At 67.6% G+C, this 23,639-nt stretch carries 30 protein-coding genes and 2 pseudogenes; 15 read left to right on the top strand and 17 right to left on the bottom strand.

Going from position 1 to position 23,639, the window contains the following annotated elements:
• Both Q0A27_RS09865 and Q0A27_RS09860 read right to left on the bottom strand, forming a co-directional pair.
• Positions 1–182 (bottom strand): annotated as a pseudogene (locus Q0A27_RS09865) (hypothetical protein); the annotation flags it as partial.
• A gap of 176 nt (positions 183–358) precedes the next feature.
• On the bottom strand, positions 359–931 hold the full coding sequence (locus Q0A27_RS09860; protein ID WP_291475024.1) for a hypothetical protein: 573 nt from the start codon (positions 929–931) through the stop codon (positions 359–361).
• A 422-nt stretch (positions 932–1,353) separates the two neighbouring features.
• Between Q0A27_RS09860 and Q0A27_RS09855 the strand changes: the two genes are divergently transcribed.
• Complete coding sequence (locus Q0A27_RS09855) at positions 1,354–1,728, top strand: hypothetical protein (protein WP_291475022.1); 375 nt, start codon at positions 1,354–1,356, stop codon at positions 1,726–1,728.
• A gap of 12 nt (positions 1,729–1,740) precedes the next feature.
• Here Q0A27_RS09855 and Q0A27_RS09850 read toward each other — a convergent pair whose 3' ends face one another.
• Positions 1,741–1,878 (bottom strand): hypothetical protein, encoded by a 138-nt coding sequence (locus tag Q0A27_RS09850; protein ID WP_291475020.1) that lies wholly within the window; start codon positions 1,876–1,878, stop codon positions 1,741–1,743.
• An 82-nt stretch (positions 1,879–1,960) separates the two neighbouring features.
• On the opposite strand from Q0A27_RS09850, the gene Q0A27_RS09845 reads away from it, so the two are divergent.
• From Q0A27_RS09845 to Q0A27_RS09815, 7 genes and pseudogenes are all read left to right on the top strand, one after another.
• Complete coding sequence (locus Q0A27_RS09845; protein WP_291475018.1) at positions 1,961–2,146, top strand: hypothetical protein; 186 nt, start codon at positions 1,961–1,963, stop codon at positions 2,144–2,146.
• 86 nt (positions 2,147–2,232) lie between these two features.
• On the top strand, positions 2,233–2,799 hold the full coding sequence (locus tag Q0A27_RS09840; RefSeq protein WP_291475016.1) for a manganese efflux pump MntP family protein: 567 nt from the start codon (positions 2,233–2,235) through the stop codon (positions 2,797–2,799).
• A gap of 51 nt (positions 2,800–2,850) precedes the next feature.
• Complete coding sequence (locus Q0A27_RS09835) at positions 2,851–3,609, top strand: sulfite exporter TauE/SafE family protein (protein WP_291475014.1); 759 nt, start codon at positions 2,851–2,853, stop codon at positions 3,607–3,609.
• 133 nt (positions 3,610–3,742) lie between these two features.
• Positions 3,743–4,562, top strand: a pseudogene (locus tag Q0A27_RS09830) (glycoside hydrolase family 32 protein).
• A gap of 29 nt (positions 4,563–4,591) precedes the next feature.
• Positions 4,592–4,819, top strand: coding sequence for a hypothetical protein (locus Q0A27_RS09825; protein WP_291475013.1), 228 nt, complete (start codon positions 4,592–4,594; stop codon positions 4,817–4,819).
• A 17-nt stretch (positions 4,820–4,836) separates the two neighbouring features.
• The gene (locus Q0A27_RS09820; protein ID WP_291475012.1) at positions 4,837–7,377 is read left to right on the top strand and encodes a YhgE/Pip domain-containing protein; all 2,541 of its coding nucleotides are present in this window, start codon (positions 4,837–4,839) and stop codon (positions 7,375–7,377) included.
• Positions 7,374–9,551 (top strand): YhgE/Pip domain-containing protein, encoded by a 2,178-nt coding sequence (locus Q0A27_RS09815; RefSeq protein WP_291475011.1) that lies wholly within the window; start codon positions 7,374–7,376, stop codon positions 9,549–9,551. The genes Q0A27_RS09820 and Q0A27_RS09815 overlap by 4 nt, the downstream gene beginning before the upstream one ends.
• A 6-nt stretch (positions 9,552–9,557) precedes the next feature.
• Here the strand turns inward: Q0A27_RS09815 and Q0A27_RS09810 are convergent, their stop codons facing one another.
• The 6 genes from Q0A27_RS09810 to Q0A27_RS09785 form a co-directional block, all read right to left on the bottom strand.
• Positions 9,558–10,304, bottom strand: coding sequence for an SCO1664 family protein (locus Q0A27_RS09810; protein ID WP_291475009.1), 747 nt, complete (start codon positions 10,302–10,304; stop codon positions 9,558–9,560).
• Complete coding sequence (locus Q0A27_RS09805) at positions 10,304–10,804, bottom strand: DUF3090 family protein (protein WP_291475007.1); 501 nt, start codon at positions 10,802–10,804, stop codon at positions 10,304–10,306. The genes Q0A27_RS09810 and Q0A27_RS09805 overlap by 1 nt, the downstream gene beginning before the upstream one ends.
• A gap of 9 nt (positions 10,805–10,813) precedes the next feature.
• Positions 10,814–11,515: an MSMEG_4193 family putative phosphomutase gene (locus Q0A27_RS09800; protein ID WP_291475005.1), complete on the bottom strand. Its 702-nt coding sequence runs from the start codon at positions 11,513–11,515 to the stop codon at positions 10,814–10,816.
• Between the two features lie 20 nt (positions 11,516–11,535).
• Entirely contained in the window at positions 11,536–12,183 is a 648-nt protein-coding gene (locus Q0A27_RS09795) for a haloacid dehalogenase-like hydrolase (RefSeq protein WP_291475003.1), read from the bottom strand.
• 4 nt (positions 12,184–12,187) lie between these two features.
• Positions 12,188–12,946 (bottom strand): siderophore-interacting protein, encoded by a 759-nt coding sequence (locus Q0A27_RS09790; protein ID WP_291475001.1) that lies wholly within the window; start codon positions 12,944–12,946, stop codon positions 12,188–12,190.
• A 189-nt stretch (positions 12,947–13,135) separates the two neighbouring features.
• A complete protein-coding gene (locus Q0A27_RS09785) occupies positions 13,136–13,327 on the bottom strand; it encodes a hypothetical protein (protein ID WP_291475000.1) in 192 nt (63 codons plus the stop codon).
• Positions 13,328–13,423: 96 nt separating this feature from the next.
• Here Q0A27_RS09785 and Q0A27_RS09780 point away from each other — a divergent pair, with 96 nt between their 5' ends.
• Complete coding sequence (locus Q0A27_RS09780; protein ID WP_291474999.1) at positions 13,424–13,630, top strand: hypothetical protein; 207 nt, start codon at positions 13,424–13,426, stop codon at positions 13,628–13,630.
• Here Q0A27_RS09780 and Q0A27_RS09775 read toward each other — a convergent pair.
• Positions 13,627–14,490 carry a LysR family transcriptional regulator gene (locus Q0A27_RS09775; RefSeq protein ID WP_291474998.1) on the bottom strand — a complete coding sequence of 288 codons (864 nt, stop codon included), beginning with the start codon at positions 14,488–14,490 and terminating at the stop codon, positions 13,627–13,629. The genes Q0A27_RS09780 and Q0A27_RS09775 overlap by 4 nt on opposite strands.
• Before the next feature lie 70 nt (positions 14,491–14,560).
• Between Q0A27_RS09775 and Q0A27_RS09770 the strand changes: the two genes are divergently transcribed.
• From Q0A27_RS09770 to Q0A27_RS09760, 3 genes are all read left to right on the top strand, one after another.
• Complete coding sequence (locus Q0A27_RS09770; RefSeq protein WP_291474997.1) at positions 14,561–15,643, top strand: YbfB/YjiJ family MFS transporter; 1,083 nt, start codon at positions 14,561–14,563, stop codon at positions 15,641–15,643.
• A gap of 1 nt (position 15,644) precedes the next feature.
• A complete protein-coding gene (locus Q0A27_RS09765) occupies positions 15,645–16,271 on the top strand; it encodes a pyridoxamine 5'-phosphate oxidase family protein (RefSeq protein ID WP_291474996.1) in 627 nt (208 codons plus the stop codon).
• Between the two features lie 67 nt (positions 16,272–16,338).
• The gene (locus Q0A27_RS09760) at positions 16,339–16,812 is read left to right on the top strand and encodes a DUF4442 domain-containing protein (protein ID WP_291474995.1); all 474 of its coding nucleotides are present in this window, start codon (positions 16,339–16,341) and stop codon (positions 16,810–16,812) included.
• Between the two features lie 5 nt (positions 16,813–16,817).
• Here Q0A27_RS09760 and Q0A27_RS09755 read toward each other — a convergent pair whose 3' ends face one another.
• From Q0A27_RS09755 to Q0A27_RS09745, 3 genes are all read right to left on the bottom strand, one after another.
• The gene (locus Q0A27_RS09755) at positions 16,818–18,005 is read right to left on the bottom strand and encodes a hydroxymethylglutaryl-CoA synthase (RefSeq protein WP_291474993.1); all 1,188 of its coding nucleotides are present in this window, start codon (positions 18,003–18,005) and stop codon (positions 16,818–16,820) included.
• Between the two features lie 14 nt (positions 18,006–18,019).
• Positions 18,020–19,072, bottom strand: a complete 1,053-nt coding sequence (locus Q0A27_RS09750; RefSeq protein ID WP_291474991.1) for a hydroxymethylglutaryl-CoA reductase — start codon at positions 19,070–19,072, stop codon at positions 18,020–18,022.
• Positions 19,073–19,159: 87 nt separating this feature from the next.
• Entirely contained in the window at positions 19,160–19,654 is a 495-nt protein-coding gene (locus Q0A27_RS09745) for a methylated-DNA--[protein]-cysteine S-methyltransferase (protein WP_291474990.1), read from the bottom strand.
• Between the two features lie 80 nt (positions 19,655–19,734).
• Between Q0A27_RS09745 and Q0A27_RS09740 the strand changes: the two genes are divergently transcribed.
• Genes Q0A27_RS09740 through Q0A27_RS09730 form a run of 3 tightly spaced genes read left to right on the top strand, consistent with a single transcriptional unit; the run spans position 19,735 to position 21,016 of the window.
• On the top strand, positions 19,735–20,157 hold the full coding sequence (locus tag Q0A27_RS09740; protein ID WP_291474988.1) for a carboxymuconolactone decarboxylase family protein: 423 nt from the start codon (positions 19,735–19,737) through the stop codon (positions 20,155–20,157).
• Complete coding sequence (locus tag Q0A27_RS09735) at positions 20,154–20,546, top strand: sigma factor (protein WP_291474986.1); 393 nt, start codon at positions 20,154–20,156, stop codon at positions 20,544–20,546. Before Q0A27_RS09740 ends, Q0A27_RS09735 begins: the two co-directional genes overlap by 4 nt.
• On the top strand, positions 20,543–21,016 hold the full coding sequence (locus tag Q0A27_RS09730; RefSeq protein WP_291474984.1) for a hypothetical protein: 474 nt from the start codon (positions 20,543–20,545) through the stop codon (positions 21,014–21,016). The genes Q0A27_RS09735 and Q0A27_RS09730 overlap by 4 nt, the downstream gene beginning before the upstream one ends.
• Here Q0A27_RS09730 and Q0A27_RS09725 read toward each other — a convergent pair.
• The 4 genes from Q0A27_RS09725 to Q0A27_RS09710 form a co-directional block, all read right to left on the bottom strand.
• Positions 20,981–21,490: a twin-arginine translocase TatA/TatE family subunit gene (locus Q0A27_RS09725; RefSeq protein ID WP_291474982.1), complete on the bottom strand. Its 510-nt coding sequence runs from the start codon at positions 21,488–21,490 to the stop codon at positions 20,981–20,983. The genes Q0A27_RS09730 and Q0A27_RS09725 overlap by 36 nt on opposite strands.
• A gap of 1 nt (position 21,491) precedes the next feature.
• Complete coding sequence (tatC, locus tag Q0A27_RS09720; RefSeq protein ID WP_291474980.1) at positions 21,492–22,304, bottom strand: twin-arginine translocase subunit TatC; 813 nt, start codon at positions 22,302–22,304, stop codon at positions 21,492–21,494.
• On the bottom strand, positions 22,301–22,561 hold the full coding sequence (tatA, locus tag Q0A27_RS09715) for a twin-arginine translocase TatA/TatE family subunit (protein ID WP_291474978.1): 261 nt from the start codon (positions 22,559–22,561) through the stop codon (positions 22,301–22,303). Before tatA ends, tatC begins: the two co-directional genes overlap by 4 nt.
• 42 nt (positions 22,562–22,603) lie before the next feature.
• Positions 22,604–23,639: intradiol ring-cleavage dioxygenase (locus Q0A27_RS09710; RefSeq protein WP_291474977.1), on the bottom strand; the 1,036-nt coding region annotated here is incomplete at its 5' end.

Here is a 23,639-nt window from a genome sequence, read left to right as displayed (position 1 = left end):
GCGAGGTGGTCGGGGGGGCGGTAGACGTTGTCGGCGGGGGCGGGGGTGCTGGGGGCGGCTTGGTCGTGTTGGTGGCGGTTGATGCGTAGTTTTGCTGTCGCGGCGGGGTGGGGGTTGGTGACAATCGACCAGGACGGTGGTGGTGGAGACGGGGTGAGGAGGTTGTCCAGTAGGTCGATCATGTGTGTGGGTCGTCGGTGGACGAAGGTGTGGCGGTGCATGGTGTCTCCGGTGGTGGTGTGGGTGGAGAGTGTCTCGCTTCCTATGGTACATGCGACACCGAAAACATGCACGTGTTCGATTATATTGTGGGGCGATAATCCTGCCGTCCTGGCCGCAGTGGGACGCATCGGCACCATCACCACGGCATCCTCCGCCCGGTCCACGGTGGTGTCCTCCGCAGGATTTCTTCGACTTCGTAGAGCGGGAGGTTCTCGCGACGGGCCTCGGCCGCACGACCCATCTCGACCAGCGCTTCGGCGGGGGCGGGGGCGAGGCAGGCCCAGGCGGTGCCGTCCCAGTGGACCATGAGGAGGAGCACCATGGCGCCGTCCGCCCCGTGGTGGTCGATCAGTCTGGCGTCCTTCAGCTCGGTGAAGGCGACGGCACGCAACGGGCCGCGGGGACGCTCTGCCACGAACCCCTCGTCGAAACGGTGCATGATCAACGGGCCAATCCGCAGGCGGAACAGCTCCGCATAGGTCCGTAGCATTCCGGCGACCAGGATGTACAGGGCCGGCAGTCCGAGCAGTGGCAGGACAAGCCACCAGGGTTCCGGCACCAGGAATGCGGCGGTGACAAGGAGGATGCCGAGGAGGAGCAGCAGGGGTCCGCCGACGATGCTGCGCCAACTGTGCCGGCGGCTCACCTGGTCGGAGCGGTGCCACAGGCCGAGGACAGCCGCGTCCGCGGCATCGGTCACGCGGTTCACCGGGCACCCTTCCATGTCCGAGGCTCTGGCGGAGTCATGGTCATGGAATGATCTTCCCACTATTGCCCGGGACGTGGCAGGGCAACTGCTGTGAGGCGGGTTATACAAGGCCGTGGGAAAGCCCCTCCCTCCGACATCGGCTTCGGCCCACGGTTCGCAGCCCCGGTGCTGCTGGGACCCGCACTGAATCCGATCAACACCACCATGATCGCGATCGCGCTGGTCCCCATCGCCTAGGCGACCGGGGTTTCGGCGGCGCCGGCGATCTGGCTCGTCGCAGGGCTCTACATCGTCAGCGCCGTAGCCCGACCTGCGCTGAGACGCGTCGCCGAGATCTTCGGACCGAAGAAGGTCTACGTTGCCGGCCTCCTCTGTGTCATGGTCGGCGCCCTCGGCGCCCTCGTCGGATGGGAGAGCTCCGGGTGGAATCCCCGTACATCGACATGCGCATGCTGGTGCGTAACGGCGCGCTGACCAGGACCTGTCTGCGGATGCTCATCACCTACACCGGCATGTACCTCATGGTCTACGGATTCACCCAGTGGCTGCAGGACGCCGCGGGCTACTCCGCCGACCACGCCGGTCTCATCCAGCTGTCCACCACGGCCTTCGCCCTGGTGTGCTCCTGGATCGTCGCGCGGAGTTCCTCGGTGCGGAAACCGCTGATCGCCGGCTCCGTGCTGCTGCTGCCCCGGCGCCCTGCTCATGGTCTTCGTGGACGCCGGGAGTTCTCTAGTCTACCTGCTGCTGCTCGTCGGTGTCTTCGGGATCACCCAGGGCCTCGGTTCGGTGAGTAACCAGGAGGTCGTCTACCACAATGCTCCGAAGGGACAGACCGGGTCGGCGTCCGGGCTGTCCCGTACGGCGATCCAGATCGGGGCGACCATCGCGTCCAGCATCATCGGACCGGTGTTCGGGGAGTCCACCACCGATGCCGGCGTGCACACGCTCGCGTGGATAGTGCCCCCCGGGACTGGCAGGTTCGCTCCTCACCGTGGCGGATCCGGCGTTGAAGGGAAAAGAGCCTGAATGACTGGCATCACCCAGCCCGGCGCGCTGGTCGTGGCGTGCGTGGTCCTCATCGCCGTCCCCGGACCGTCGGTGCTCTTCCTCGTCGGCCGGGCGCTGAGCCACGGCCGGGACATCGCCCTGCTCACCGCAGTCGGCAACGCAATCGGATGTTACGCCGCGGGCGTCATCGTGGCGGTGACCTGACGACGACCGGATCATCCGGTTTCTATAGTTTGAACTTCTGAGAGCACCCTGGACTAACAGGTATATCGACAGGCATGCTCTTCGGCGTGTCTCTACTCTCCCTGATCATGCTCGGCATCGGCGTTTCCGCGGATGCCTTCGCCGCCGCACTCGCCATCGGGGTCCGGAAGACCAGGATCACGGGGCGGATGGTGGTCACTGTCGGCTCTGTCTTCGCGGTCTTCCAGATCGTCATGCCGCTCATCGGCTGGGCCCTGGCATCCTCGTTCTCGACCTTCCTGGCCCCGGTGGACCACTGGATCGCCTTCGTGCTGCTGGTACTGCTCGGGGTGAACATGATCCGCGAGGCACTCGGTCCCGACGAGACGAGCAAGGGGCCGAAGGATCGGCTCGACCTGCGTAGACTCGCGGTCCTGGGGCTCGCCACGAGCATCGACGCGCTGGCGGTCGGTGTCTCACTGGCGGTGACACATGTCTCCGTCGTCGAGGCGGTGGCCGTGATCGGCGCGATGACCTTCCTGCTCTCGGCGATGGCCGTCCTGATCGGACACCGGGCGGGGATGCGTTTCCGGCGTCCTGCGGAGATTCTCGGTGGGCTGGTGCTCATCGCCATCGGTACCCGGATCCTGATGGAGCATCTCGGGGTGTGGTGAGGCCGCCCCCGGCTTCCGGAACGGAACAGGGTAGGCCTACCGTAGGACCTCGTGATCATCGTCGCCCTTGTCCTGCTCGTCGCCGTTCTCATCGGCGCGATTCTCCAGCGCATCACCGGGATGGGGCTCGGACTCGTCGCAGGACCGGTGCTCTCCGTCACGCTCGGGCCCGCCGCCGGTGTCACGGTCGTCAACGGACTCTCGGTGGTCAACGCGGCGAACAATGCCTGGGCGGTCCGCGCCCGGACGGACTGGCACCGGTTCCGCTTCCTTATCGGCGGACTGGTCGTCGGGTCGGTGCCGGCGGCGTTCGTGGTGACCGCCATCGACGGACCGTGGCTGCTCGTCACCGTCGGTCTGCTGGTCATGGCGGCGCTGAGTGTGTCGATGCTCAACACGGAGAAACTGCGGGTCAGTGAGAAGTCCCGGACGGCGATGATCATCACAGGCGTCGCCGGCGGATTCATGAGCACCCTCGTCGGCATCGCGGCCCCCGCCTTCACCATCTACGCGCGGATCATGAGGTGGGACTACCGGGACTTCGTCGCCACCCTGCACCCGGTGATCCTCGTCGCCAACCTGCTGTCCTTCGTGGTGAAGCTCATCGTCCTCGGCGGAATCGACGTCGGTGGGCTGCCGGTGTGGATCTGGGTGGTGGCGCTGGCCACGATCTTCGTCGGCGCCTGGTTCGGGGACCGGCTCAATGACCGGATGTCCAGCAACGGCATGCGGAAACTGGCGACCCTGCTGGCGTTCGCCGGTGCGGCGACACTGCTCATCCAGGGGCTGATCGGGCTGATCGGCGACTGAGAGCACTGAGAGCACTGAGAGCGCTGAGAGCACTGAGAGCACGGAAAGTCGATACGCTTTCCGGAATGAAAAGAACTGCGGCGACGGTAGTCGCGACCGGAACGACCGCGTCCCTCACCGTCACCGCCGGCTCGTGGCGTCCGAGGCGCACTACACGCCGGAGAATAACTGGATCAACGACCCCAACGGGCTGGTCTACGTCGACGGTACCTGGCACATGTACGACCAGTACAGTCCGACCGGTCCGGTCCAGTATCTCCTGGGGGCACGCCACCAGGGCCGACCTGGTCAACCGGACCGAGCAGCCACTGGCGATCCTGCAGACCCCCAACGGCGTGGGCTTCAGCACCGGGGACATCTTCTCCGGCTCAGTGGTCGTCGACGAGGGGAACGCCTTGCGGGCCGGGGACCGCGGAGAATCTCCCGCTGGTGGCGCTGTACACCAGTAACAACACGGTCCTGGATCCCGACGCGCCGCTGATCCAGGCGCAGTCCGTGGTCTGACTCCCTCGACGGCGGCTACACCTGGGAGAAGTACGGGGAACCCGGTGCTCGACCGGGGATCCCGTAAGTTCCGCGACCCCAAGGTATTCCGCTGTGACGGCTACCGGGTCATGGCGGTGGTCGAGGCGGAGGAGCACCGGGTGCTGTGCTGTACCGCTCGGACGGCCTGCTGGACTGGGGCTACCTCTCGGGGCTACCTCTCCGATGTCGGGCCGATCGGCGCGACCGGCGGGGTGTGGGAGTGTCCGGACCTGTCCGAACCGCCGGTGGACGGCGACCCGGACAACACCCGCTGGGTGATGACCGTGAACCTCAACCCCGGGGCGGTCGGCGACTTCGACGGGACGACCTTCACCCCGGACGGTACGGGGGAGCAGTGGCTCGACTACGGCCGGGACTACTACGCCGTCGTGTCCTACGACAACGCCCTGACGACCGGCGCATCATGACCGCCTGGATGAGCAACCGGTAGTACTCGTTGCTCACGCCCTTCGACCCGGCACACCCGTTGCGCTCGGGGATGTCCCCGCCGCTGGAGGTCACGCGCACCGACACCGGGGACCGGACCAGCCTGTCGCAGCAGCCGGTGTCCCTCGACGGGTACCGGGACGTGGACGTGGCGTCCACCGGGGTATCGGCCTTCGCCGAGGGAGGGGACACGGGCATCAGCGCGCTGACTGTGACACCGTTGCATCCGACCCAGTGATGATACGGTCAGCACCTGTGAACGCAAGTTGGTCAGTTTTCGCCCGGGACGCCGGTCGTCTCCTGCGGACTCCGAAGGTCTGGGTCATCGTCATCGGGGTGCTCTTCACCCCGGCGCTGTATTCCTGGGTCAACATCGCCGCCTTCTGGGACCCCTACGGCAACACGGGGAACATTCAGGTTGCCGTGGTCAACGAGGACAAGGGGGGTGACTCCGACCTCACCGGGGAGCTTGACGTGGGCGCCCAGGTCGTCGACCAACTCAAGGAGAATGACCAGCTGGGCTGGCAGTTCATGGATGCCGACGAGGCAGACGACTCGCTGCGTAAGGGGGACGTCTACGCCTCGATCACGGTCCCGGAGACCTTCACCTCGGACATCCTCAGTATGTTCCAGGGCACCTACTCGGAGCCGACGCTGCTCTACCAGGTCAACGAGAAGGACAGTGCGGTCTCCCCGAAGATCACCGACCAGGGGGCGACCACGCTCGACACCACCGTGAACTCGGTGTTCAAGAAGATGGTCGCCGAGGCCGTCACCACCGAACTCAGCTCCGCCGGCGGTGACCTGGCGGACAGTCTCACCGGCGTGCAGGACCGGACGGCCGATGCCTTCGACGAGACCGCGCAGACCATGTCGGCGGCCCGGGGAAGCCTCACCCGGATCCAGGACAGCCTCGGCGGGGCGGGATCGACCATCGCCGCCACGCAGGACACCCTCGACTCGGTCGACACCGCGATCGGGGAGGCAGTGAGCGCCCTGGACCAGGTGCGCGACATCATGTCCGACGTCCAGGAGCAGGTCTCGACCTTCACCGGGGACGCCACGGACTCCTACCTGGGGATCAACCGGGCACTGACGGACGCCACGTCCGACGCCGATGCCGCGGTCGCCGCCGTCACCGGTGAGCTCGACCGGGCCGGGGCGGCGATCGGTAGCGCCGGCCGCGATGCTTCAGGAGCGCTGGCACAGAGCGAGCGGGTCATCCGTCAGCTCGAGAACATGCTCGACGGTGCGGCGATCACCCCGGGGGCCGCACAGCCCCTGCAGGACGCCCTGGACGACCTCCGGGAACGCAGCACCGCCGACCGGGCACTGGTCGACAGTCTCACCACCCTGGGGACTGACGCGACCGACGCGGCGTCCACGGTCAGCGCCGCGGCCGACGCCTTCGGGACGGCGACCGACGACACCCGTGCCGCTGCGCGGGCACTGCAGACCTCGGTGTCGGATGCACTGCCCGGCCTGAACTCCGCGATCGACAGTGTGAACTCCACCGCCGGCCGGTTCTCCGGTGCACTGGATTCGACTCGTACCCTGCTGCAGGAGTCGTCCGACCTGCTCGACGGGGTCGATGACGGACTCGACCGGGTCGACGGCCTCATCGACTCCTTCGACGGGAACCTCTCCGGGATCGAGAGCGGTCTGCGTACCGCGAAGACCGACATCCTCGCCCTGAACATCGCCTCTGACGGCAGTCTGCTGCACAGCGTCACCGACCTTGATTCTGACAGTATCGGCCGGTTCATGTCGACCCCGGCGGAGGTGGAGAGTCACGCGGTGTACCCGGTCAGCAGCTACGGGTCCGGGATGGCGTCCCTGTTCACGAACCTGTCGCTGTGGATCGGCGCGTTCATGCTGATGATCATCTTCCGCACCGAAGTGGACCGGGCTGGCATGCGGCGGCTCACCGTCGGCCAGGCCTACCGTGGCCGGCTGATGCTGCTCGGCGCACTGTCGGTGGCGCAGTCGGTGGTCGTCACCGTCGGCGACCTGATCCTCGGGGTGCAGACCGTCAACCCGCTGGCGTTCGTCGGGACCGGCGTCCTCACCGGACTGGCGTACCTCACCATCATCTACGCCCTGGTCTCGGCACTGGGGCACATCGGACGCGGCATCGCCGTGGCGCTGGCGTTCATCCAGATCCCGGGTGCGACGGGTTTGTACCCGATCGAGATGATGCCGGACTTCTTCCAGTCGATATCGCCGTTCCTGCCGCTGACCCACGGCATCACGGCGCTCCGCGAAACCGTCGGCGGCTTCTACGGCGACCACTGGTGGCGGGCGATGGGCCTCCTCGCCCTGATGGCGCTGGTCGCCTTCGTGGCCGGCATGCTGGCGAGACGCTGGCTGTCCAACGTCAACCGGCAGGTCAACGACCAGCTGGATGAGGGTGGTCTCATCATCAGCGAGAAGGTGGAGATCACCGGCAGCGGATACAGGCTCAGCGACACGGTGGGCGCGCTGCGCGACCGGGAGGGCTTCCGCGACGAGATAGACCGGAGGTGGCGTCGACTGCGGGAGAACTACGCCCTGTGGCTGGGGCTGTCGGTGATCGTCGGTGTCCTCGGTGTGGTGGTCCTCGGCGTGCTGGCCAGGATGATCCCGGACCAGAAGACGCTGTTCTTCGGTCTGCTGTGCCTGTGGTTCCTGCTCGTCATCGGCTTCATCGCCGGGCTGGACTACATCCGGCAGAGCTACCGGAGAGCGCATGACGTGGCCGAGATGTCAGAGGACGAGCTGCAGCTCGCCGTCGCCGACAAGGGGGAGAAGGCATGAGCAGGATCGCAGAGATCGTCCGCGGCGACCTGAAGGCCGCAGGACGCAACGTCATGACCGGCATCGTGCTGTTCGGTCTGGTGGTCATCCCCATGCTCTTCGCTGTGTTCAATGTACTCGCGAACTGGGATCCGTTCGGCCGGACCGATGAGCTGAAGATCGCCGTCGCCAGTGCCGACGAAGGTCATGAGAGCGACCTGGTGCCGCTGTCGCTGAACCTCGGTGACCAGGTCCTGTCGCAGCTCAGCCGCAACGACCAGATCGACTGGGTCATCACCGACACCGATGACGCGGTAGAGGGGACGAAATCGGGTGAGTACTACGCCTCGATCGTCCTGCCGGAGGACTTCAGTACCTCCCTGCTGACCTTCTACGCCGCCGGGACCGAGCCGACCCAGCTCGAGCTGTACACCAACGAGAAGAAGAACGCGCTGTCCACGGTGATCACCGAGCAGGGTGCAGAGGGTGTGATCACCCAGATCAACGACACCTTCGCCGAGATCATCGGCAGTGTCGGGCTGGGTGTGGTCTCGTCCCTGGACAACTACCTCGAAGAGGACGACACCAAGGCAGCGATCGACCGGATCGAGGCGCGGGTGGAGAACATCGGTGTCGAGCTGCGTGCCGGGGCGCAGACCGTGCGCTCCCTCACCGGCATGCTGGACTCCACCGCCCCGTTGCTCGAGGGCGCAGGGAACATCGCCCGGGCCGCCGGTGCCCAGTTCGACGACACCGGCTCCGATCTCGGCGGTGGGGCGGACGCCACGGACAGCCTGGACTCGACCCTGCGCAGTGCCGCGGCGTCGCTGGAACAGGCACTGTCCTCGACCGCCGACAGCTACAGCGCGGTCGGTGACCAGCTGGACTTCCTCTTCGACAGCGCCGGGAACGCCGGGACCGGTACGGCGGCGACGTTCACCGACCTCGCCACCCGGGTCAAGCAGCAGACCGACGGTTTCCGCGCGGTCCGTGCGACCCTCGACGACACCGTCGGTGCGGCGCTGCCGGCCGGGGCTCAGGCCGGGTACGACCGGGCGCTGGCCGGGCTCGATGCGGCGATCGACCGCAGTGACGACCTGCACGACCGGCTCACGCAGACCGCGCAGGACATCACCGACGGCACCGCCGATGCACAGGCGTCCCGGCAGAGCGTGCAGGATGCGCTGGACCGGGCGTCGACCGCTGTCGACGGAGCGGTGTCGGCCTACCGGCAGGACCTGCAGCCGCAGATGACGCAGCTCGGCAGCACCCTCGACGACCTCGGCGACAGTATCGCCACCGTCAAGGAGGACCTTGCGGGCGTCACTGCGTCCTTCAGGGATTCACCGGGATCACTGCAGGAGACGCTGGACCGGGCGAGGTCGGCGACGGTGTCCGTCGCCGACAAGCTTGAGGAGCACGCCGACCAGTTCGAGGAGATGGCGGACGCGCTGTCGACCGCCGGCGGGACCGGGGACTTCTCGAAACTGGCCCGGGTCGTCGGTGACGACCCGGAGGCCCTGGCCGCGCAGCTGGCGGCCCCGGTGTCGGTCGACCGTGAGGCGGTCTATCCGGTGGCCAGTTTCGGTGCGGGAATGGCTCCGCTCTACGTCACTCTGGCGCTGTGGGTCGGTGCGGTGCTCACCGCGGTGTTCGTGCGTCCTCGCGTGGACGGGGAGGGGGAGACGTACACCCGTGCCCAGGCCTACCTCGGAAGGTTCGGCTTCTTCGCCCTGATCGGGCTGGCGCAGGCCACCCTGGTGGCCCTCGGCATGATCGTCTTCGTGCAGATCGGGGCCGCGCATCCGTTCCTGTTCACGGTGTGCTGCTGGGTGACATCGCTGGTGTTCCAGCTCATCGTCTACACCCTGGTGCTGTCGTTGGGCAGTGCCGGTAAGGCGGTGGCGGTGCTGCTGCTGGTGCTGCAGGTGTCCGGTGGCGGCGGCGCGTACCCGCTGCCGCTGCTGCCCGGATGGTTCCAGACGCTCAGCCCGTGGCTGCCCGCCACCCACGCGATCGACGCGATGCGGGCGGCGATCGCCGGAATGTACCGGGGTGACCTGTGGATCGAACTCGGTATCCTGCTGCTGTTCGCCGTGCCGTTCCTGATCCTCGGTCTCTGGCTGCGCGGGCTGCTGGACGGCTACAACCGGTCAACGAATGAGGCTATCGAGAAGACGAAGGTCATGGCCTGAGCCGGCTCAGAAGACCGGCCAGGGCACGGCAGGCATGTCGCCGGCCGGGCAGGGGAAGACACCGGTCTCCAGCAGGTCGTCACAGCGGCGGCGCAGGGCTTCGATCTCCGCGAGGGCGAGATGGTCGGCCAGTGCCTCGCCGAGGTCGGCGTCCAGCCCGTCCCGGACCGCCGTGACGCCGTCGAGTTCCTCGGTGGTGAGCGATTGGCCGACCCAGCCCCAGAGCACGGTGCGCAGTCGCGGCTCGGTGTGGAAGGTCACCCCGTGGTCCACGCCGAAGCGGTGACCGTCGGCCATGGGGAGGATGTGGGCGCCCTTGCGGTCGGCGTTGTTGACCAGCACATCGAAAACCGCCATGCGGCGCAGGGCGGGGGAGTCCTCGTGAATGACGGAGACCGCGACGTCGTCGGCGTCGTAGCCGTCGAGGACGTGGTGGAATCCCGGCGGGATCTCACCGGCGGGGACGAGGTCGACCGGGTCCTGGCCTGGGTCGGCGTCCTGCCATAGCTGCAGCATGCCGGTGCCGAACTGCCCGTCGCCGAGCCAGGTGGTCGGTACGATGTTCCAGCCGGTCGCCTCGGAGACGAGGTAGGCGGCGACCTCACGGTGGGCGAGGGTCCGGTCGGGGAAGTCCCACAGCGGCTTCTCGCCGCGGACCGGCTTGTAGACCACGGCGGTGGCGTCATCCCCGGTGCCGATGTGGCCGAGGAAGGTCGCGTTGGAGGCGGTGGTGATCCGGCCGGTCAGTTCCATCACTGCTGGTCGCGACCGGCGGCGACGACGGCCCGGGTGCGTTCGACGAAGGCGAGGGCGGAGCCGACGGGGATGCGGACGACGAAGAGCTGCTCGGGTTCGATGTCCTCGATGGAGGTGATGTCCTCCAACTGCTCCGGCGCGATCTCCGGGGCGGGCGCGGCCTCGATGACGACCTGGGTGGTCGTCGGGTCCCAGCCGAGGGTGAGGACGCCGACGCGGAACTCCTCGTCGAGGGGGAGGTCCAGCGGCTCATTGTCGACGAGCAGTGCGTCTGTCTCGTCCGGGACGCTGGCCGGGTTGCCCTCGAGTTCGCGCAGCTGGCTCAGCAGCTCGTCGATCCCGTCAGCGAGCGCGGCGGACTGCTGCTTCTCCAGGGCGACGCTGAAGGTCCGGTTGTGGTCCTTCGCCTGCAGGTAGAACGTCCGGTCACCGGGCAGTCCCACGGTGCCGACGATGAAACGGTCGGGCCAGTCGAATCCGTGTGTGATGGTGGACATGACCTGATCCTAGTGCCCGGCGCCGCCGCCCACCTGCGGGGCGTCCTGCTGTGTTCCGTGTCGTGCGGCTTTCGCCAGCCAGGAAAGGTCCCCGGCTGTGGTGTTGACGCAGAGTACGTGGGGTCCGGCGGCGGTGTAGCTGATGACGGTGACGGACGCAGGGTCGGCGTGGACGCGCTGGAAATTGTCGAAGGGAATGCCGTAGGCGTCGGCGATGACCGCCTTGATGATGTCGCCGTGGCTGACGGCGGCCCAGACGGCGTGGGGGCCGTGGGCGTCGGTGATCTGTGCGTCGTGCTTTCTCACCGCCGTGACGGCGCGGGCCTGCATGTCGGTCAGTGACTCGCCGCCGGGGAAGGCGGCCTCGCTCGGCCGGTCGGTGACGGTCTTCCAGAGCGGCTCCTTGGCGAGGTCGGCGAGTTTCCCGTTCTGCCAGTCGCCGTAGTCGCACTCGGTGAGATCGTCCTCGACGGTGAGCGTCGCGGGGGAGGTGGCGTCCTGCAGGGCGAGGAGGGCGTCCGCGGTCTGCCGGGTGCGTTCCAGCGGACTGGTGACGATCGTGGTCAGCGGGATCGCGGCGAGGCGTTCGGCGGTGCGTCGGGCCTGTTCAAGGCCGGTGCCGTCGAGGAGGACGCCGGGGGTGCGGCCGGCGAGGACGCCGGCGGTGTTTGCGGTGCTGCGTCCGTGGCGGACGAGGATGACGGTGGCCATGGGGTCGAGGGTAGGCGGGATCAGGACTCTATGGAGTAGCGCACGCCTTGGTTGTCGAACTGCCGCCGGGTCCTGGCGGACGCGCCGATGAGGACCACGGACCCGGCCTCGCGGGCGGTGGGGAGGTCGCTGAAGGAGTCGGTCACGAACTCGGCGTGGGCGATGTCGACGCCCAGTTCGTGGAGCGCCACGACCTTGCGCGCGCCGAGGCGGTGGTCGGTGACGTCCATGCCCGTCGGGGTCTCCGACAGCTCTGATGCGGAGAGCAGATCGTAGGGGACGCCGGCCGCCTCCAGCAGGTTTGCCGCGAGCCGACGCTCGGTCGCGGTGGCGATGACGATGGTCGCGCCCTGCGCCTTCTGCCGCCGGATCCGGTCGACGGCGGATTCACGGATCCATGTGCGGCTGCCGCCGACCCGCCTGCCGAAATCCTCCACATGGTGGGAGTAGTCCGCGTCGTGGAATCCACGGTGGGCGATCCTCGCGATGCGGACGCCCAGGATCCGTCGGACCTCCTCGTCCCTACTGAGGAACCGCCGGACGGCGAGCGGAATCGCCGGGACCAGGCGCCACGGTCTGCGGCACAGTTCGCCGACGGTGAAAGTGGTGTACGTGTCCCGGGTGGTGATGACACCGTCCAGGTCGTAGACGATCAGGGAGGCGGTCATGTTCTCAGCTCGGTGCCGACTTGCCGATCTTCCAGTAGCCGCTGAAGGTGATGTTCGCCTTCGGGACGCCGCAGTCGTTGACGAGATGCCGGCGCACACCCTTGATGAGTGCGGACTCGCCGACGGTGAAAGCGTAGAGGTCGTCGGAGATGTTCAGTTCCTGCAGCGCGGGGAGGGCGAGGGTGCCGGGGTCGTCCGTGGGCTTCCGAACGAGCCAGTGCACGCTCATGCCTTCGGGGGCCTCGCCGTCCTGCCTGTCCTGCTCGTCGAATATCTCGATGACGGCGTGACCGGTGGCGTCCCGTGGCAGGTCGCGGAGGATACCGAGCGCGGCGGCCATCCCGCTCTCGTCGGTGACGATGAGGGACTGCGCGGCAGGGACGGGCTTCCAGCCGCAGCCCTGGTCGACGAGGGCGACGGGCGAGCCGGGTTCGGCGGACACGGCCCAGGGGCCGGCGACGCCGGAGTCGCCGTGGATGACGAAGTCCACGTCCATCTCGGCGTCCCTGCCCTCGGACGCTGGGCGGAAGTCACGGACGGTGTAGTTGCGGATGGTCGGGCGGGAGCCCTTGGGCATCGCCATGAACTTGACCAGGGTGCCGAAGTTGAACTTCGCGGGGACCTTGTCGAGACGGTCGCCGCCGCCGACCGGGATGGCCAGCCGGAACCACTGGTCGAAGCCGAGCGGGACGAACGTGTCGAGGTCCTCGCCCGAGAAAGTCACCCGCTGCATGTGGGGAGTGACGCGTTCACTGCGTGCCACGCGAGTCTGGACGAGTCCTGAATCTGCGTGGGTGATTCCGATGTTCGGCATGGCCGTACCTCCGACGGGGTTCGGTGAGGGTTACTTCACAGAGGGTACGCCATCCAGCCGCAGGAATCCGGTGACGAGTACCGCTGCGAGACACAGCAGCGCGGCGAGGCAGGGCAGGATGCCGCTACCGGCGAAGAGTCAGCGCCAGGTGCCTTCGGGGGCCAGTGCGGAGGCGGCGGCGTAGCTGAGGCTGAAGCAGGTGCCCAGGTCGGCGGCCACTGGACCGACCAGCGGGATTACGGCGTAGAGCTGCATGAGGGTGCAGAGTCCGGTGGCGACGAGCAATGCGATGATGCCCGGGGTGGCCGGTGACTGTGTCCTCTGGTGCATGCGTCCTCATATCCGACGTATTGGTTGGAGGTGAGTGTCGTAGGGTTGCCGATGGGAGTCCGACGGATCAGTTGGACTTGTAGTCAGGAGGACGCGATGGCGTGGGGCGCCGAGGCGACGAAGGCGAGGATCCTGGACGCCGACCACCTCATGATCCTGGTGCTGGCTCTGGCCGGATGGTGGGCGACGGTGCCGCAGGTCGCGAGGATGATGACCGGTGCGGACGAAAGTGACGTAGACGAGGACGCGCGGCGCCGGGCGTCAGTCGTCGAGGCGGTGCGGCGGATGGCGGTGGTGGGTTAGCCGGGAACCAGCGTCTCCAGAAGCTCCCGTAGCGCGGGCGTCACCGTGTCCTTCCGCCAGACCAGGGCGATGTCGCTCGGCGGGACCTCCGGCAGATCCGCATAGAGCACGCCGGGATGTGGCGCGCGGTCCCGTGCAAGTACCGGCACCGCTCCGATGCCGGCCCCGGAGGCGATCAGCTCGATCCACTCCTCGAAGTTCGCGCAGGTGATGACGGTGCGGTCAGCCGGGGCGTGCTCCCAGGAGCCCGGATGCGTGGTCCCGGAGTTCGGGTTCGTGACCAGCGGCTCGGTCGCCAGGTCGTCCCAGGTGATCCGGTCTCCCGTGGCGTACTGACGGGCCAGCTCGGAATCCGCGGGGAAGACCGCGCACCGGTCCTCGCTACCGATGACCCTGGATGTCACCGAGGAGGACAACCGCCGGTGGGTGTTGCGGACCAGGGCGAGATCGACCCGGGTGGGGCCGGCCTCGTCCAGTGCGGCGACCGGGTCGTCGACACGTACCGGTGTGACCGTGAATCCGAGGTTTCCGCAGGTCTCCCGGAATCCGGCGAACCAGTCCGGTGGAAGCAGCCAGGCGAAACCGAGACGCAGTGAGCGGTGGGTACCGACCACGGAGGTGAAGGCATCCACCCGGGACAGGATGTCGCGTGCCGGGTCGAGTGCGCGTTTACCGTCATCCGTGAGAGTGACGCCGTGCGCCGACCGCACCAGCAGCCGGGCACCCACCATCCGTTCGAGCTGCTGGACGGTGCGGGTCAACGTCGGCTGGCTGATGTGGAGGACGTCAGCGGCCTCCGTGAGGGTGCCGTACTCGGCGGCGGCGACCAGGGTGCGCAGGTGCCGGAGTTCAGGTGTCATGCGTCCAACGTATAACACGACGACACACGGGTATTGGACGTGGTTCACGAGGGGTCCTACCGTCAGAGGAATGACAGTGACCACCACCGCAGGACACACCGCAGGCTTCGCTGTGGCGATGGGCATCGGACGGTTCGTCTACACCCCGATCCTTCCGGTGATGGGCGTGGCACTGGCCATGCCTTCGACCCACGGCTCATGGATCGCCGCAGCGAATTACCTGGGCTACCTTGTCGGCGCAGGAGTGCTGACGCGGCGTCCGGAATGGACGACGGCGGCCGTTCTGCGCGCCGGGCTGGTCGCCACGGTGCTGCTGCTGGTGGGGATGCCGCTGGTCCACGTACTGCCGTGGTTCATTCTGCTGCGGCTGCTGGCCGGGTCGGCGTCCGCCATGGTCTTCGTCTGTCTCGCCCACGGCATCCCGGCGCTGGAGCAGCGGGGTGGGTCCGCGGGCCTGGCCTTCGCCGGCGTCGGTGCAGGCATCGCGTTGTCGGGCGCGGCCGTGGGGCTGGCAGCGTCCGCGTCCTGGCCGGTGCTGTGGCTGGTCGCGGCGGCCGGAGCGGCTCTGCTGATCCCGGTGGCATGGAATGTCCCGGTGCCGGCGGCCGCACCCCGGGCAGGACGCGCTCCCCGGGTGCCGGGGCACCGTCTGCTCTCGGCGAGCTACCTGCTGGAGGGCATCGGCTACATCATCATCGGCACCTATCTCGTCGCCCTCGTCGCGCAATCGACCGGTGCGCGCGAAGCGACGTGGGTGTGGGTGGTGGCAGGGCTGGCCGCTGCACCGTCGACGCTGCTGTGGGCGGTGGTGGGACGCCGCGTCGGGCTGCGTCCGGCGCTGGTGGGCGCGTACGTGCTGCAGATTCTTGCGGCGCTGTTCCCGGTGATGGTCGGTGGAGTGGCCGGTGGCTACGTCGGCGCCGCCCTGTTCGGGACCACATTCATGGGGATCACCCAGATGACGATGGCACAGGCGCACCGTCTCGGGATCGGAGCGGTGGCGGCCGGTCTGACCCTGGTCTACGCCCTGGGGCAGCTGCTCGGCCCGATGATCGTGGCGGTGCTGCCCTCGGACGGGTACGGGCCGGCGTTCCTTGTTGCGGCGGGGCTTCTGACGGCGGCTACGGTACTGACAGTGAGTGGAAGGAACTGAGATGAGTTACGCGGACATCGCCTTCGACGGGTTCGTCAAGGCCAGGCAGGACGCCCGGGGCGTCGGCAACCGGGTGGACACCTCCGGGGCGTCCGGTAGGGAGCTCGACCCGAGGGACACGAAGCTGATCCGTCAGGCGCGGATGTTCATGATGTCCACCGTCACCGGCACCGGCTGGCCGTACGTGCAGCACAAGGGTGGCCCGGCGGGGTTCGTGAAGGTCCGGACGGTCGGTGGGCGGTCGCAGCTGATGTTCCCGGACTTCGCGGGTAACCGGCAGTTCGTCACCGCCGGAAACCTCGACCGGGATGACCGGGTGTGTCTGTTCTTCGTGGACTTCACGACGCGGTCCCGGGTGAAGGTCTTCGGGCATGCGCACACCACCGAGGATCCGGAGATCATCGAGCAGCTCCGTGACCTGAAGGACTCCCGGATCACCTCGGTGATTGAGCGTGCGGTGGTCGTTGACGTTGTGGCGTCCGATGCGAACTGCTCGAAGCAGATCACCCCGCGGTGGACGCGGGAGGAGGTTGAGGAGCGCATCGACCTGTACCGGAAGGACATCGCCGAGCGGGACGCCCGGATTGCGGAGCTGGAGGCGCGGCTGGCGGAGGCCGGGCGTGGCTGAAAGGATTTTTCCGCGGAACTGAGGAAACCATCCACGGAGCGTCCTCGGGCGGCATACCATTATCTCTGTGCTGAAACCATCCCCCCGCCAGCTGAAGTTCGTCCTCAACTTCTTCCCGCCCTACGTCGGCTCCGGCATCCGCATGAAGTACATCGCGACGGACGGTTCGCGGGTCGTCACCACCCACCGGCCGCGCCGGGTCAACGCGAACCTCGTCGGCTCCGCCTTCGGTGGCACGATCCAGACCATGACCGACGGGTTCTACCTGTTCATGGGGCTGACGCGCCTCGGCGGGGACTACAACGTGTGGGACGCTGAGTCCCATGTCACCTATCTTAAGCCCGGCCGCGGGAAGATCACCGCGGACATGCGCACCGATGACGCCACCTTCGACCTCATCCGCCAGAAGACCGCGGACGGGGAGAAGTACCTGCACTGGTTCACCACCGACATCACCGACAGTTCCGGCGATGTGGTCGCCACCGTGCGCAGCCGCGTGTACTTCCGGCTCAAGGAGCGGGCCCGGCCGCAGCTGGTGTAGCGGAGCTACCGCACCTCGTACTGGCGGGCCTGGTCGGTCACACCGGCGAAGCGGAACGGACCGGCGGTGACCTTCGGGGTGACCTGCTCCTCGCTGGTGCCGTGCGGGGCGGCGTGCAGGGCGCGGTACTCGGCGATGCTCACCGGCACGCGCTGGTCCAGCAGCTTCTCCGCCCGTGCCGGGTTACGGCGGGACAGGTAGCCCGGCTGCACGATGCCGGTGAAGAACTCGGACACACAGCCGGAACCGTAGCTGAACAGTCCGACGCGGCGTCCTTCCAGCGAATCGTCGTGGTCGAGCAGGGACGCGAGGCAGGAGTAGATCGAGGCGGTGTAGCTGTTGCCCAGCCGACGGTTGTAGATCGAGCTGGTGGCCAGGCCGGTGTCACGGCCGTCCGGCTCGTCACCCGGGTTCAGCGCGGTGCTGATCTCATCACCGGTGACCTCGCGCAGCCGCTGCTGCGCCTTCTTGGCCATCTTCGTGTACGGCTGGTGGTACAGGATCCGGTCGATGTCGGCGATGGCGGGACCGCCGTTGGCCTCCAGATCCTTCCACGCACCGGTGAGGGCGTCGAGGTAGGCACCGACCGAGAGGTGACCGTCGACGACGGCGGTGGTCGAGTCATTCGGACGCCAGAAGTCGTCGACGTCGGTGGTGGAGATACCGTTGGCCTGCTCGATCTCCAGAACGGCCGGGTCGGCGGACACAAGCATGGCGACCGCACCGGCGCCCTGGGTCGGCTCACCGGGGGAGTCCAGCTCGTAGCGGGCGTTGTCACTGGTGATGACGAGGACGCGCTCCTGCGGACTGCGGGCGACGATACCCACAGCGGCCTGCAGTGCGGCGGTGCCACCGTAGCAGGCCTGCTTCATCTCTACGACGCGGACGTTGCTCGGCAGTCCCAGCAGACGCAGCGCGGCGACACCGGCGGCCTTCGACTGGTCGACACCGCTCTCGGTGGCGAACAGCAGGGTGCGGATGCCGTCGGTGCCGTTGCGCTCCAGCAGGGGGAGGGCCGCGGCCGCGCCCATGGTGACGATGTCCTCGTCCTCGGCGAGCACACTCATCTGGGACTGGCCGAGCCCCAGGATGTACTTGCCGGGGGCGACGCCGGAGAACTCGGCGAGGTCAGCGAGTTCGACGACGTGATGGCCGGTGGCCATCTCCAGGTCGTGGATACCGATTGAGGTCATGGGTTCTCGCCTTTCTAACGTTCCATGGAGAGGTGGGTGGACATCAGCTCGCCGGGGTTGGTCTGTGCGGCGAGCAGGGACAGTTCACCGCAGAGTACGGCAGCGGCGATGAGGGACGCCAGACGCCGTGAATTGGCGCCGATCTCACGGTCCTCGCGGCAGCCGAGGCGCTCGAGAGCGGCGGTGACATCGGGCAGGTGCTTACCGCTGCCGACAGTACCGACGATGATGTTGGGGAGGGTGCAGGAGAAGTAGAGCCCGTCCTCGCGCGCCTCGGCGTAGGTGATGCCCTGGGAACCTTCGACGATGTTCGCAGCGTCCTGCCCGGTGGCCAGGTAGAAGCCCAGCAGCATGTTCGCGTAGTGGGCGTTGGATGAGCGCAGCGCGCCGGCGATGGTCGAACCGACGAGGTTCTTGCGCACGACCAGGTCCTCCAGCGCGGCCGCCGTGGTGCGCAGCCGGCGCTCGACGACCTCGTGCGGCATGAAGATCTCGGCGATGACGTTCTTGCCACGACCGAGGATGCCGTTGACGGCGGTGGCTTTCTTGTCGCTGCAGAAGTTGCCGGAGACCGAACCGTAGTCGAGGCCGAGATGCCAGGACAGGATGCGCTCCATGAGGGCGTCCGCGGCCTTGGTGACCATGTTGTGGCCGGAGGCGTCGCCCGGATTGAGTTCGAAGCGCACGTAGAGCAGGTTGCCGACGATCTCTGTGTGCAGGTCCACGAGGCGGCCGTGGCTGGTGGTGGACGCGACGGCGTCCCGCAGGTCCCCGATGCGGTCGAGGATGACGCGGGACGCCCCGAAGGCGACGGCGCCACTGTCGGCGACGAAGAGGACCGAGCGGGTCATGCACTCGCCGACCACGGTCGTCGTGATGCCGGCGGGCAGTTCACGCGAGATACTGGCACCCCGCCCGACCGAGGGCCACAACGGGGTCTCGAAGGTCGCCAGCGGAACCTCGACCTCCTCGTAGGCGTCTCCGCTGGTGAAAGCGTTTCCACTGATACGCAGCGGCCCCACCCACTGGGTGGGGATGGCGGTCGTCGTCGGCTCTGGTCGGTTCAAGTCAGGTCTTTCATGCGCAGTCGGACGGGTGGGATCTACTTCACAGTAGGTTACCTGTCGTCGCCGGCCCCGTTGCAGGATCCCCGGTCAGAGTGGACGCTCCAGCTCCAGCAGCAGGTTCTTGGCGTCGGCACCGCCGAGGTAGCCGCCGATCCCGCCGTCGGAGCGCAGCACGCGGTGGCACGGGATGACCAGCGGCAGCGGATTGGTCGCACAGGCCGTACCGACCGCGCGGACGGCGTTCGGGTTGCCGACGGATCCGGCGACCTCCTTGTAGGTACGGGTCTCGCCGTAGGGGATGCCGCGCAGGGCGCGCTGGACGGTCCGGCGGAAAGAATGCCCCGGCAGGGAGAGCGGCAGGTCGAAGTCGTGCCGGGTGCCGGCGAAGTACTCGTCCAGTTGAGCGGCGGCGTCCTCGAGGACGGGGGAGGTGCCCTCGGTGATGCTCTGCCCGGTCAGGGAGTGGAGCACGGCGTCGAAACCCTCGCAGGCGAAGGCGATGCGCACCAGGCCGTCCGAGGAGGACGCCAGGAGCAGCGGGCCGACAGGGGAATCGACCGTCCGGTAGGTGACTGCAGACATGGCCCCCACGCTAGTCGGCGAGGATCGCATCGACCACCAGCGGTTTGTCACGGCGTGGGGTGCTGCGTCGTCATCCTGGCATGACCTACTTCGACTTCAGCAGATCACGTAAACGCACCTATGCCGCCGCGGGCGCACTCGAACTCGCCGCCCGCTCCGGGCTGGACCGGGAGCAGCGGCTACTGGTGCAGCTGCGGGCGTCCTTCCTCAACAACTGCCGCTTCTGCATCGGCATGCACACCGACGAGGCACTCAAGCACGGACACGACCAGACCTGGTGCGATGCGGTGCGGGACCGGGAACCCGGTGCGGACAGCTTCACCGGGACTGACGCGCTCATTCTCGGGTTCACGACCATGGGTACGCGGCTGGCCGACGGCTATGACGCGGATCTGCAGGGGCGCGTGCTCGCCGAGTTCGGGGAGACAGTCACCGGCGCACTGATCAGCCAGATCGCCGCGATCAACACCTGGAACCGGATCAGCGTACTGTCCGAGAAATGAGTGACCACCAGCGCATCTGGCTCGCCGAACGGCCCCGCCTGCTCGGTCTCGCGTACACGGTGACCGGGTCCTGGCAGGACGCCGAGGACGTGGTCTCCGAGGCGTGGCTGCGCCTCGACGGTCAGTCGCCGGAGGACCTTACAGCCTGGTTGACCACCGTGGTCTCCCGTCTTGCACTGGATGTCGCGACAACCGCGGCGAAGCGACGGGAGGCATATGTAGGGCCGTGGCTTCTTGAGACGGTGTTGGAGAAGGCGGCGTCTGACGAGTCCCCGCAGAACCTCGTCGTGCTCGCCGAGGTGGTCGGGCCACGGCCTCCGCGACACGGCAACGGCTGCGGCGGGCCCGGGCGTCCCTCGGGTCGGGAGGGGAAGAAGATCTGCCGGTGACCGCCGACCGCGCCACGCTGGACAGGTTGGCGTCCTCCCTGAACAACGGTGACCTTGAGGTCCTGGTGGAGCAGCTCTCCGAAGGCTGCGTGCTGTGGACGGATTCCGGTGGGCTCACCCGTGCCGCCCGTAATCCGATCCACGGGCAGGAGAGGGTCACCCGCTTCCTCGCCGGACTCATCGCAAAGTACGGCATGCCCGAGCTGTGCGTGGTGGACGCGGTGGGCGGCCCGGTGGTGCACGCGGCGTCCTCCGACATACTCCGACATAGAGCGGATCATCACGCTGGAGGTGGTGGAGGGCCGGATCACCGGACTGCAGATCCAGCAGAACCCGGGAAAGACCGTCAGGCCGTGAGAAATGACAGCACCCCGTCCGGGGAGGGGACGGGGGTGGTCGGGGTGGTGCGGAAGTGCCGCACTGAAGGGCATTCGTCACGCGGAAGCGGAGTCGAGTGCGACACTTTCTGACGGGGTGGGATCGGTGGCGGAGTCTTCCGCCGGTTCCTCGTCGGGGAACGGCTCGAGGATCTTGCGGCGGATGGGGTGGCCCGAGGTTCCGCCGACGACGACCCAGCGTTCGCGCATGGCGGGTGCGGGCTCCTCGGCAGGTTCTTCGGTCGGTTCCTTGTCCGGACCCTCAGCAGGATCGTCCACGGTCGCGTCCTCCGGTGCCGGTGCACCGGCCGGAGTGACATCTCCGGTCCAGGCGTCCTTCACGATGGTGCGCGGGTCGTACTGCCGGACCTGCCGGTTCCACTCGGCGGTGTTGATCGATATCCCGAGCTCGGACTCCGCCTTCGCCTTCGACGCGGCGGTGAAGTCCCGGAAGCTCCGGATGAGTTCACCGAGTTTCACGGCGTAGCGGGGCAGTCGTTCCGGGCCGATGACCACGGCGGCGATGATGCCGATGAGGATCAGTTTCTCGAGACTGAGACCGAGCATCTCAGATCACTCCTTTCAGTTCGGCGGCGAGCCGCCGGTCTTTCCTTCGGTCGTGGATCCAGGCGATACCCAGTGCAATGAGATACAGCAGGATCATCGGTACAACCAGCAGGAACATGGACAGCAGGTCTGCCGCCGGGGTAACCAGGGCGCTGAAGATCACGATGCCGATCACCGCGACCCGCCAGCCGCGGGCGATGGTCCGCGCCGGGAGGATACCCATGATGTTGAGCACCACGAGGAACACCGGGAGAGTGAATGCCACGCCGGCGGCGAGCACCAGCTTGAGCACGAAGTCGAAGTAGTAGGACGCCTGCAGCAGGGTGCTGTCCTCGTTCGAGGCGAAACTGGTGAGCAGTTCCACCATCCGCGGGAAGATCAGCACGCCGACCGCGGCGCCGGCGGCGAACAGGGGGAGGACGCCGGCGAGGAAGCCGAAGGTGTACTTCTTCTCCCTGCCGGTCAGCCCCGGCGCGATGTAGGCCAGCAGCTGGTAGAGCCAGACCGGACTGGACAGGGCGATACCGCCGTACAGGGCGATCTTGAGTTTCAGGTCGAAGGCGCCGGTGATGCTGTCGTAGTTGATCGACGCATTGCGGGTCTCGGCGATCTCGGTGACCGGGGCCCGGAGGATGTCCAGGACCGTGTCGGACAGGAGGTAGGCGACGACCGCCGCGACCAGGAAGGCGAGGGCTGCACGGGACATCCGCTTCTTCGCCTCCCGCAGGTGCCCGGACAGGGGCATTGCGGCAGTCCGCCCGGTGGCGCGCCGGGAGGTGCGTCCGGTGGTGGTCGTGGCGGTCGTGGTGGTCATGAGATCCGCTGCTCCTGTGCGGTGGCGGGTGTGGCGGTGGCGGTGGTCGGCACGGCGGCCGGGATGATGACCGGCTCAGCGGTGGTCACGGCGGTTGCGGTGGTCTCGGCGGCCTCGTCCTCGTTGACCTCCTTCTTGAGGATGCGGACCGACTGCCCGACACTCTTGGCCAGGCTGGGCAGCTTGGCTGCACCGAAGAGGAGGAAGACGATGACGAGGATGACGACGGCGTGCATGCCGGTGAGATTGGCGAACATGATGGGCTCCTAAAGCTCAGGGGGTGAAAGGTGGTGTGGTGGTCAGTTGGTGGACGCGATGGCTCCGGGGGAACCGGCCGGGGGCTCGCCGGCCGGAGGCACACCGCCTTCGCCACCGGGGCCGCCTTCGCCACCGGGGCCGCCCTCGCCGGGACCGCCCTCGGGAGCGGCACCTCCGGTGGGCTCGGTCCTGGTGTCGACACGGGCGGTGAGCGAGGCGATGTAGCCGGAGTCGACGTCGCCGCTCATGGTGGCCAGCTGGCTGACACCGGAGTCATCGCCGAAGACGTTGTCGGATTCGAGGGTGACCTGCGAGAGGTTCTCACTGGATCCCTCGTAGGCGTCGAGGGCGAACACTGTGTTGCACACGTCTTCCGGAATCGCGATCTGCGAGGTGGCGATCGCGTTCTCCGAGTCGGTGATGTCGTCCACCGAGGGGTATACCTCGAAGTGGATGTGCGGCCACCGGCCGGTGTAGCAGGCAGGGACGATCGAGGTGAAGGACACGGTGCCGTCGGCGTCGGCGACCTGCACGCCACGCAGCCAGGTCTCGTCCTCGACTCCCTCGGAGTACATGGAGTAGAGCCCTTCGGCATTGCAGTGCCAGGCGTAGACGGCGACGTTCTCGAAGGGGACATCGTCATTGGCCATGTCGGTCACCGTGATGGAGAATTCCAGCGGGACGCCGTCGACCGGGTCATCCGCGCCGATTGAGGAGCGGATGTCGGCACGCACGATGCCGGACTCCTCCAGGACGTCGGGGCCGTTGGATCCGTCGGCGGGGTAGGGGCCGGCGGTCTCGTCGGGGATCTCGGCGTCCGGCAGGTCGGTGACGGACGCGGAGGAGGACGCAGAGGAGGACGCGGAGGAGGACGCCGAGGTGGTGGCGGCAGAGGAGGACGAGTTGTCGGAGCAGGCCGCCAGGGCGACGGCACCGACTCCGGCCGCGCCGACACCGAGGACGGTACGGCGGGTCATCAGGGTGCGGATGTCGAAGGCAGGACCCTGGTCGACGACGTCCTCGTCGGGACGGTCGAGGAGGCGTCCTTCGAAGGCGGGGCCTTCGGGGGTCTGGGTG

It is taken from the genome of Corynebacterium sp. (assembly GCF_022712275.1).
GTDB lineage: Bacteria > Actinomycetota > Actinomycetes > Mycobacteriales > Mycobacteriaceae > Corynebacterium.
This window is presented reverse-complemented; position numbering and strand designations above follow the sequence as displayed.